This is a genomic window from Streptomyces cacaoi (assembly GCF_006539165.1).
GTDB classification, from domain to species: Bacteria; Actinomycetota; Actinomycetes; order Streptomycetales; family Streptomycetaceae; genus Streptomyces; species Streptomyces cacaoi.
Map to the genome: position 1 here is coordinate 1 of NZ_BJMM01000195.1, position 514 is coordinate 514.

Genomic DNA, 514 nt, shown 5'->3' on the forward strand with positions numbered 1-514 from the left:
TCCCTCATCCGACCGCTCGAACCGCGTCCACAACCCCTCGTGGTGCCGGAACACCGCACGCACCGCATCCGCCAACACACCCGTGTCCACGCCCTCGGCCACCGCCAGCCGCATCGACATCCCGAAGTGGTCGGGGGCCTCGGTGCGGGTCTCCAGGAACCATTGCTGGACGGGTGACAGCACGACGGGGCCGGACGGCACCGGTGCCGCGCCGTCCGTGCCGGAAGCCGCCCCCGCGCCGGCTTCCGCCTCCTCCGCATCCGTCCGCCGGACGACGGCCGCGACCCCGGCGACCGTCTGCCGCACCAGCACATCCTGCGGGGAGACGACGAACCCCGCGCGGCGCAGCCGGGACACCACCTGGATGCTCAGGATCGAGTCCCCGCCCAGCTCGAAGAAGTTGTCGTCGATGCCGACCCGTTCCACGCCGAGGACCTCGGCCCAGATGCGGGCCACGGCCTCCTCGGTCCCGTTGCGCGGGGCGCGTCCGCCACCGCTCGGTGCGGTCGTCACC

Annotated in this window: 1 protein-coding gene; it reads right to left on the bottom strand. The window is 73.3% G+C overall.

The annotated features are described in order from the left end of the window. Positions 1-456: phosphopantetheine-binding protein (locus SCA03_RS34900; RefSeq protein ID WP_170223881.1), on the bottom strand; the 456-nt coding region annotated here is incomplete at its 3' end. Positions 457-514 lie beyond the last annotated feature (58 nt).